The organism is Burkholderia sp. S171 (assembly GCF_009766085.1).
Taxonomy (GTDB): domain Bacteria; phylum Pseudomonadota; class Gammaproteobacteria; order Burkholderiales; family Burkholderiaceae; genus Caballeronia.
The window spans coordinates 142,996-151,938 of record NZ_LMUF01000061.1 but is presented as its reverse complement, the minus strand read 5'-3'; the positions used below and the strand labels follow the sequence as shown (position 1 = coordinate 151,938).

The 8,943-nt window shown below is 58.6% G+C and carries 4 protein-coding genes and 2 pseudogenes; 1 reads left to right on the top strand and 5 read right to left on the bottom strand.

All coding sequences use genetic code 11. The features are described 5' to 3' along the window. A pseudogene (gene prpD / locus GSQ93_RS33985) lies at window positions 1-202 on the top strand (2-methylcitrate dehydratase); the annotation flags it as partial. 247 nt (window positions 203-449) lie between these two features. On the opposite strand, the gene tssJ reads toward prpD, so the two are convergent. From tssJ to GSQ93_RS33960, 5 genes and pseudogenes are all read right to left on the bottom strand, one after another. Further along, window positions 450-983 (bottom strand): type VI secretion system lipoprotein TssJ, encoded by a 534-nt coding sequence (gene tssJ / locus GSQ93_RS33980; protein WP_158940303.1) that lies wholly within the window; start codon window positions 981-983, stop codon window positions 450-452. Window positions 984-996: 13 nt separating this feature from the next. After that, window positions 997-2,109 (bottom strand): type VI secretion system baseplate subunit TssG, encoded by a 1,113-nt coding sequence (gene tssG, locus GSQ93_RS33975; protein WP_158940302.1) that lies wholly within the window; start codon window positions 2,107-2,109, stop codon window positions 997-999. Continuing rightward, a pseudogene (tssF, locus tag GSQ93_RS33970) lies at window positions 2,106-3,880 on the bottom strand (type VI secretion system baseplate subunit TssF). The gene tssG and the pseudogene tssF overlap by 4 nt, the downstream one beginning before the upstream one ends. A 93-nt stretch (window positions 3,881-3,973) precedes the next feature. Beyond that, complete coding sequence (locus GSQ93_RS33965) at window positions 3,974-7,702, bottom strand: ImcF-related family protein (RefSeq protein ID WP_158940301.1); 3,729 nt, start codon at window positions 7,700-7,702, stop codon at window positions 3,974-3,976. Further along, complete coding sequence (locus tag GSQ93_RS33960; protein WP_158940300.1) at window positions 7,699-8,940, bottom strand: hypothetical protein; 1,242 nt, start codon at window positions 8,938-8,940, stop codon at window positions 7,699-7,701. The genes GSQ93_RS33965 and GSQ93_RS33960 overlap by 4 nt, the downstream gene beginning before the upstream one ends. Window positions 8,941-8,943: the final 3 nt, after the last annotated feature.

The window sequence follows — 8,943 nt, the reverse complement described above, 5'->3', positions numbered from 1 at the left end:
CGACGAAATCGTCGTCGAATATCCGATCGGACACAAACGCCGTCGCGAAGACGGCATCCCCCTTCTGGTCGAGAAATTCAAGACCAACCTGGCACGGCGTTTCCCAGCCAAGCAGCAAGAGGCGATCCTTGCGGTATCGCTGGATCAGGCAACGCTCGAAGCAATGCCAGTCAATGAGTATGTTGATTTGTACGTGATTTAGTCAGCTGACCAGCGCCGACTAAAACAGCCGTCCGTGAAGTGCACCCCAAAAGTTGGACACCGATCCAACCTTTGGGGTGTTTTTCATGCCAAATAACAATGTGCAGGGAAGTCCCTGACATGCGTCAGCAACTCCCCACGGAGCCGGTCTAGTTCCAGCCAGATACATGGGGACCGCTGACCGAAACGCTTCACCAAATCGGCAGACGGCCGACCACTATCCTGATCGACAAGAGGTAAGTTCGAGGTCATCGTGCAGGTTGCTCCCGTGGCACTTCATTGGCAGCTACGAGTTCCTGCCCGACCAAATCGAACTTGAGCGGCTCACTCGCCGACAACGATTTCCTCGGCACCACTCGACGCCAATCGCGATCGTTCTTCGGGTTGCGAAAGAAACCCACAACGGCTATGAATTCCGTGTCCGGCCGCATTGGCTGCGACAAGCTCGCCGCACTGCCGGGGTTAACAACCACTCCCGCCGTGTCTTGCAGGTCCGCACTCAAAACGGCACGCTCGTTTTTCAACAGGTCGTCGTAGGAAGCGCCATCAAACGATTTACGATCCTTTAACTGATAAACGCGAACGGCGACAGACACCGGCCGGTTAGCCTCGTCAGGATTCAGCGAAGCACGCGCATTCAGATCGACATTCAGTATCTTGACCTGCTTGTGAAAAACCGCCTGATAGGCGCTGGACGACGTGTCAGAAACGCCTTGCCATGCGCCGCATGCGCATAGGCTCAGGCTAGCGGCGACGGCTGTTATAACGTAAGTAACGTGCATGCAAACTCCTGGTTCATCCAGCTTGGACAACGGGTTCCGGACGCGCGACATTTTCTGTCGGGATCGCTTCGTATCGGCCCAACGGGATAGTGATGACGCGGTCATTGGCTGGTTTCAATAACGTGGTCCAGGCAAGACGACCCTGATGGCCTCTGCCGATTGCGTGAGCGTGCGCCGGCCCCAGCTTTAGTACCGGCACAACGGCGGCCGATACCTCCATACGCAGCACGACGTCCGCCTTGTTACCCACGTACACACGCAACATGCTGATCAACTCGCGATAAAGGGGCGCGTCGGGCAGGAGTTCGTGCGCCTGTTCGGGGGTCGAGGGACGCAACGTCAGCCGCACCGCCTCGCCGCGATTCTTGACACGCCTTCCCAGCACATGCCCTTGACCAAGGCCCTGTCCAGCGGCTTCCCGCGGCGTGCCCAACGAACGGCCTGAACGCAGTCCCGGCTGATCGTGAAGCCTCACCCATACGGGAAAGCGCTCATCTATCTTTACACCCGCACCGGGCAGCGTTAGCGCAACCACGCCGGCCAACCCTTCCACCGTTCGCGTGCGCTGGGTCAAGAGACCGAGCAATCCGAGCACGCGCGCGCCAGGCAAACCCGCGCTGGCCGACTTGTCGCCGAGACCGAAGCCCGCGAGGCACAACAACGCGCGTGACGTAGTGTCATCGCCTCGTTCGAATCCCGACGGATACCGATACTTGCGCCAGGTGCGATAGAAGAGCGTTGCAATCCGGTGATTGAAGAGGTCGAGAAAGGACATGACTTCCTCGTGCCCTTCCCGCCTCAGCACGATGTCGTCGATTAAATGTGGCGGCATAACCGCATTCACGCCGTACAGTCCAAGGAAGGTCGTCCGGATCGTAGGTGGCCGATCCGGACGCTCGGGGTCGAATTCCACGGCGGCAAGTTCAGTGCCCGGAAAACCCACCTTGGGATACGACCGAAACCGGACCGTCTCGCCGGCCGGCGTGTCACGCGCGCCAAGGCCCATGCCCTGCGGCATCAGACGCTCGATCAGTTGGCATAACTGAAAGAAGTTCATCTGTGGCGCGCGCGCGAGGAGAGCGCGTACGAGCGGCGTCATGCCATCAGGCAAGTCGGGCGCATTCATAACGGTGAACGCTCCGCATGACTTGCTGCCCATTCGATGCGTTTCCCCGAAGGCAAGCTGATAATCGCCAGTTGGGTGAAGAGATTAATCTCGGCGTACAGCGTAAAGAACCGGTGCAATAGCTCACCGAAAAGGTACACATCGCCGCTGCCGGCGAAAGCGTGGCTATCAAGCGTGACTTCGATCAGCACGCCTCGCTCGATGCCTCCGCCTATCACCTTGCGCAGCAGTTTCTGCGATACATGCTGAATACCCGCGAGGCGACGACGGTTCAGTTCGTCCCCCGTCCAGTCGTACAACGCCAAGGCCCCACGCAAAACTTCTGCATCCATCAACGATAAGAAGTTAGGCGCGAGATGCGACAGCACGCGCCATTGGAAGCGGTCGTTCACCGGCGGATAAACCGGCAGCGTGGGTGAAGTAAGATTGCGGACACGCCCGACGTTGGGTGCACTCGCGACCAGTTGGTTGATACTCGCTTCGCGCAAACCCTTGCGCGGCAGCATTCCGTTGGTACCCGTTACGCGCAGCGAAAGCGTCTCCTCAGGCAAGTCCGGCATCGACTCCCATGCGTGACCGCCGAGGATGATCCATGTGTCGAACAAACCCTTTACGCCTTGCCTGACGCGCGTATGAAAGTAACGCTCCGGGGCCTCATGGCGGAGCATCCCGCCCCGATGCCGAAACGTTGAAAACGGCACATATTCGAAACGCTCGGCGGTATCGTGATCGAACGCCTCCACCGCTTCGACCGAATACGTTTCCACGAAGTCGCCGTGGTGATGCATTGGCTTCACGCGATACTCGGTTTCGTGATGATCGATCCGCACCGGCTCGGCATCAAGTTCGAACAGGTTGATAATTGGCGTGCAGAACAATCGTACGTTAGCGGCGGTGAAGCGCAGGTCGGCGGGGTAACTTTCGTTAAGCAACACCTCGACCTCGAAGCTCCAGGCGTCGGCTGGCAATGCGTCCATGCTCAAGCCGCGCAAGTCGACAAACAGGAATTTCTCGCGGAACGTAAAATATTCCAGGAGGAGTTGATAACCCGAAAATGCAATATCCGCCTTCGGCCACAAACGCTCTTCCGCAGAGAATCCCGCCGCTTCGATCCATGCGCTTTTTAGAGGTATTGCTGCACCGTCTTGCACTTCGGGCGTTCGCAACGAAAGTGATTGCACCTGACGTGTGAGCGCGAGATGCAACGCGAAGGCAACTGGCAAATCGGCATTCAGATAGAGCCGGATGCTCGACAGATCGAGCGCCTCACGGCGTGCGGATCGGTCGATTTCAAACTTGAGCCGGATGACGGAACGGGCGTCATGGCGCACAGTCGGAGTCGCTTCGGTCAGCCGTATTGGCATGAGCGTCACGGCTTGCGTCGTGCGATACAGGCATTGCACGCCGCTCGCTCCGACCTTGCCAGAGCGCACTGCGAGGCCCGCTGGGACACGTTCGGTCTCTGCAGCGTTTCAGGCGCGGGTGTCATCTCGAGAATCGATAGCGACGGAATCATGCGCAGATAGTGCGGCCATAGCAGGCTGACCAGTCCTTCGGTCAGCTCGGGCAGTTCGTCGTCCAGCTTCTGGCGCAGCCGGCCGGTGAGAAACGCAAAGCCTTCAAACAGCCGCTCGACGTACGGGTCACGATCGCCGACGCGATCAAGGTTCAGCATGCGAGCGCGGTCCGGGTGGGCGTCGGCGAACTCCTTCGCTGCCTCGCCTAGATAGCGCATCTCGGCTTCGTAATAACGCAGGATGGCGTCATCCATTTGGAATCCTTATGTTCATTTGCGGCTGCATCGCAGCGGTGATTCGCGATCGCTGATGATCTACAGCGATTTGCGCGGATCAGCGAAAGAGGTTCAATCGATATCAGGCGAAGCGCCGCGAGGGAGCGGCGTTGAAGCGCGTTTCGCGGCTTCTATCGCCGTCACCGGCAAAGGCGGTGGATTTGATCCAGTGGCGACTAGACGGCCACCCGCGTCGCTGCGGAGAAAAATCCGCGTCGGCAATGCGAAATGGCGAAGCTTCAAGACATCGAGTGGACCTGCTCCCACTTCGCTGCGCAATTGCACCTGCAAAAAACGCGGTTTCACGGGTCCGAGCGGCTGCGGAGAGGGACGGCTAACCTTGCTTTCGTCCGGTTTCCAGGCTGCGTCCGGCGCGGTGACGCTTGTCTTGGTTCGAGCGGCCCAGTCGTCATTCTCTCGCGACACCGGGCGCTTCGAAGGCTCGGGTGAGCTGGCCTTCGCGACCTGCACCTGCGGCGCTACCATTGCTTCAGGTACGACGCCTTCCGCCTCCTTGCCCAACGGCCATCGCAACAAATAGCGGGCGCCGTCTTGCTGCGAAACCGTTGCTCGTTCGAGCAAACGAATCAGCCCAAAACGTCCCGAGAAATCGAATGCGACACGCGGACCCGCCTGCTCAGTCTGCCACTCGATGCGCGTTCCGTTCTCCAGCGCCTCGCCCGGCCAGACGAAGGGTGTCCATTCCTCGCGTTGGTTGAAGTAGTGCAAATCGCGCCCCGACAGTGCGATTTTTACGTCCGTGATTCCGGGTGTGGGAATAGCGCGCAGTTCGTAGCGCAGGGTAGCGTCACCCGTTGGGAACAGCACGTTCGATACACGAGTGAGCCGGTTCAATGCACTCACGAACTCGGGATCAACTCTTAGCGTGTTGCGACCGGTGGCTTGCATGACCACCCATTGATCACCCTGCCGCTCGATGATGCCGCCAAGTTGCGTCGATACAAATTGGGAAATCACGCCACCATCCACGCGAAGGAAGCGCGCCATTTCAGGCAACGATGCATCGCTGTCCGAGTCCGCGAACGGATAGCGGCCGCCGAACGACTTGTTCCAGGCGGTGACAATGACCGTGCGCCACGTTTCGTTCAGACTCGCGCTAGCCGGTTGAAGCACGACATCCCAGGTTTGATCGAGCGGCCTCTGAAAGACTGCGTCGCCAAAGCCCGACCATTGCTCGCCAAGGCTCGCGGAGACACGGCTCGCGTAGTCGCGGCTGTCACCAATATCCGATGTCTTTCCTTGCAGGATTGCCTGTGCCGCAGTGCGCGACATCGCGTCGGGATCCGGGCTCATCATGATCTGCTGGAGCTTGAGGCGTACCCCTGTGACGCGTTCGAGATACCGCGGCAGGCTGATATCGGATGTATTGGCAGGTTGAGCAGCAGCGGGCTTGGCGGGACTCATTGCTGCCAGATCACTGCCCGCCACGCGTAGCAGAGGGCCGAAAGCCGATGCAAGCGGTGCTTCGGGTTGTGAGGCGGCATTGGAGGGATCTTTATCTTTGTCGTCGCCGCTTACGAGTAATCGGGCTCTGTTGACGAGCGTGTCCGATAAGGATTGCCCCACCGCGCCCGTGCTGGCCTGATACACGATCACCTTGAACAACGCCGATAGCGGTGAGCGTTGCGGGTCGGCGTAAAGACTCAGTTGATCGACGGTGCCGGATAACGATGTATCCGCCTGCCAGCGCACGCTGTTCAGGAACTGCTGCCAAGCACGGCCGTAATCGGCGAAGTAGCGTTGACGCAATTGCTCCTTGAGTGACGCGGTGGATGCGGTTGCGCTTGTTGTTGCTGTGTCGGAGAGCACCCAGTCGCCGGTGACGGTGCGTTGTTCATCGGCTTCGTCAATAGCTTTGCCGATACGCTCGTCCCACGCTTGCCGCGTGTAGACGCCGGGTACGGTTTCGCTGGTTGTGAATACGCCTCGGCTGCTGGTGTCGCCCAATAGCGACTGTAATGACACGGGCGGATACTTGACGCGGGTTTCATCGAGGATCTGCTGGTAGACGGTGTCGGTGGAATTCTGCAGACCCATCACGCTCACGAGCGTCTGACGGGCTGTAGCGATCAACGTCGTGTCGGGCGTGATGGCAAGTGACGGGCGTTGGTGCAAGTGGTTCGCATGGAACGCCACGAGACGCTGCGTCAGGTCGCGCCAGTTGCCCGGGTTGACCGATGATCGCTCAGGACGCGCAGGTTGATCCGTGGCCATCAATTGAGGGATCAGGAAGCCCGAATCAGCGTGCTTAGGCTCGGCTAGCATCAGGTAGGACTTGAGGGTGCTGTAGGCGCCTTTAACCTGCGCCTCGCCACCACTTGCCAGTTCCTGATCCGTGAGTGAGCCGAGTTGTCGTAGATCGGATTCGAGCTTCGTGCGGATCGGCTGCATCAGGATGCGATTGTTTGCGGCTTCGTAGGCGGGCCACGTGGCGCTTAACAGCGCGGCGTCATGGTTCAGTCCGAAGCGGGTGTACCACGGGGCACCATCGCGCTGACGTGCTTCGAGCGTGGCAATCTGCTTTTGCAGGGTGTCGAGGGTTTGCGTGGCTTGGGTGGTGTCATGTGGCGCTGCTAGTTTTGCGATCGTCGAAGAAGCGGTTTGGATAGCGTTGCGATTGGCCGCAACCGATACCAGCGTGCCCGCAATCCATACGGCCGCGAGCGCGGTTGCGCTCCATGCCGCGACGCGTAAGAGCGAAAAACCAACGCGGCGGCCATGCACGGTCCGGCTGTGGGCAGCGATGGCATGCCACGTAGGTTGGGCGAATGAAGACGGCGCATGTATTACGTTAGCGGCGTCGGCCGGCAGCTGTTTGAACAGGGGCGTGAAAATTACGCCGAAAACCGTCGTGCGCCAAGTCTGCGCGTTGCATAGCTGCGAGACAAGACGCGACAGTGTCTCCGCGCGTCGAGTTACCTGTTGCGACAGCTGCGCAATGCAGGCTTCATCACTACGTTCAATGAGACGTTGCACCCCTGCATCGGCGAGCCGACCAGACAGATCGGTGAGCGACGCTCCGACACCGCGCGCGTTATTGGAACGAGTCGACCACGAACACATAACAGGCTCGATCAGCGCAGGAACCGAACCGTCGACTTCCACCGCGTTCAACACATATGCCGGTGCGGAGAAACCGAGCGTTCGGTTTTGCTGCGCCAAACGACTGACGAGAGCGTCGGTATCGAGTGGTTCAGTGTCCAGCGCCTTCGTGCTTAGTTGACTGGCGGAGATGACTGCGACCGTCGCGTCGATCGGACGACAAAGACGCATACGGCGGATACGTTTGAGCCATTCCTGGCCGCCGCTTCCCGCGTGTAGCAGAACTGTGCCCTCTTGGATCACATAACCGTTCTTTCTTAGGCCCGGCGCCAGTCTGTCAATTAACAGGTCATCACCGGATACCAGCAACCAGCGGTCGCGATAACGCCACCGAAAACCATGCATGGAACGAAGACGATCTCGGAGGCTGGCGAAGGCTATAGGCGCGGCGTCGATGGGCGCACTGCCCGGTTTCGTGGAGCGATAGTGGTCGTAGCGCTGCTGCCATCGCATCAAGTGAAGCGATGCTACCCAGAGCGTGACGGCTTCGAAGTACTTCACAAGTATCAAGCACAGCAGCAGACCCGAGAGAAGGCACAACTCGAGCATGATGCGCGAATCTCTCGACCAACCGTGCGACTGCCCTTTGAACCAGACAACAACCGCGGCTATCAAGAAGACCAGAAAAATGCAGACACCGATGATGAGCGCGACCGGCGCTGCCTTATGTTCTTTCATGTGTGCTTTTTACAGGTGAGTGCAATGAGTTCTTCGCCTTCTTGGACGATGATCGATTGCGGGAAACCGCTATCGGTGGATTGGCGAGCGGCTAAAGCCAATGTCAACCACTGATTGGCGTAACCGCAGTCGCCGATCGTTGCATTGAGGTCGCACAAACCCGTGCGTGGATCGAAGTGTTTCGATGATCGAATAGACAAATAGGAATTCGGCGACACGTCACATGTCCACGCCGTATCAATTTCTGACATGGCGGACCGCCCCCAGCGCGCTGCGCTGGCCAGGATTTCGTCAGGCGTTTCGCGTGGCCCCCTTTCGGGACGATGTACGCGCACTGACGACCCATCGGCATACACCGCCGCGAGTGACGAATGTCCCACGAGCAAAGCGACGGCCGCCTCTGCCATTCGCTTTTCGAGTAAGTTACTGATCGCATTGCGCAACTGCAGTGCCACTAACAAGTGCACTGTGCGATCGTTAATATCGTCGAGCCATGAATCGACTTCAAAAAGCGAAACCTTTTCATTTGTGGCGTCCACTGTCACATCTATGCCCAAATGAAGATTGGCCAGCATAATCGCCAGTCGTTGGCCTACGAGCTTTTCATCAACGTGGGCGCTGAGACTCAGCGTCACTCGCAGTGAGGTAGATGATGGCAATCTGCGAAGCTGCGGGGCAAGTCGAGTAATGAGGCACTCCAACAACCATTCGATAATTTCTATATGGCGCCGACGTTCGCTAAACGCGTTGCCCGCGTTAAACGATCGACCGGGTATATCGATCCATCGAGCGGTGACATCGCTATTGGACGACGCTAAGCTCGCGCGTGGCTTCAGTTGCACCGCACCGTCGGTGATTCCGGAAGCCTCGTTCTCTTCATCTACCCCCGAAAAGATCCACGCATGGCCGATTAATGCCAAAGGTTCGCTCGCACGCGCGTGACACTTGTCAAGTTCCCGATCGCTAACCCGATTGGTTGCGATTGCCGTGGCCCGTTGCACATGCAAGAAAGTCAGTCTGGCAAATAGAAGGAAAGTCCACGCGAGCACTGGAAAGACGGCAACGCAAATCCAGAACCAAGCAGTGTCAGACGATGTACCGGGTGGGAGCGTATAGATCGCAAAGCCAGCACCGCCGCTTGTGACAAGCACAAATAAAAAAGCCCAGACCGTAAGGGAAAGGCGGGGAAGTTCTGGAACCGCCACCTTCGGTGGAACCCGCGCGAAGTCTATCGGCATTGA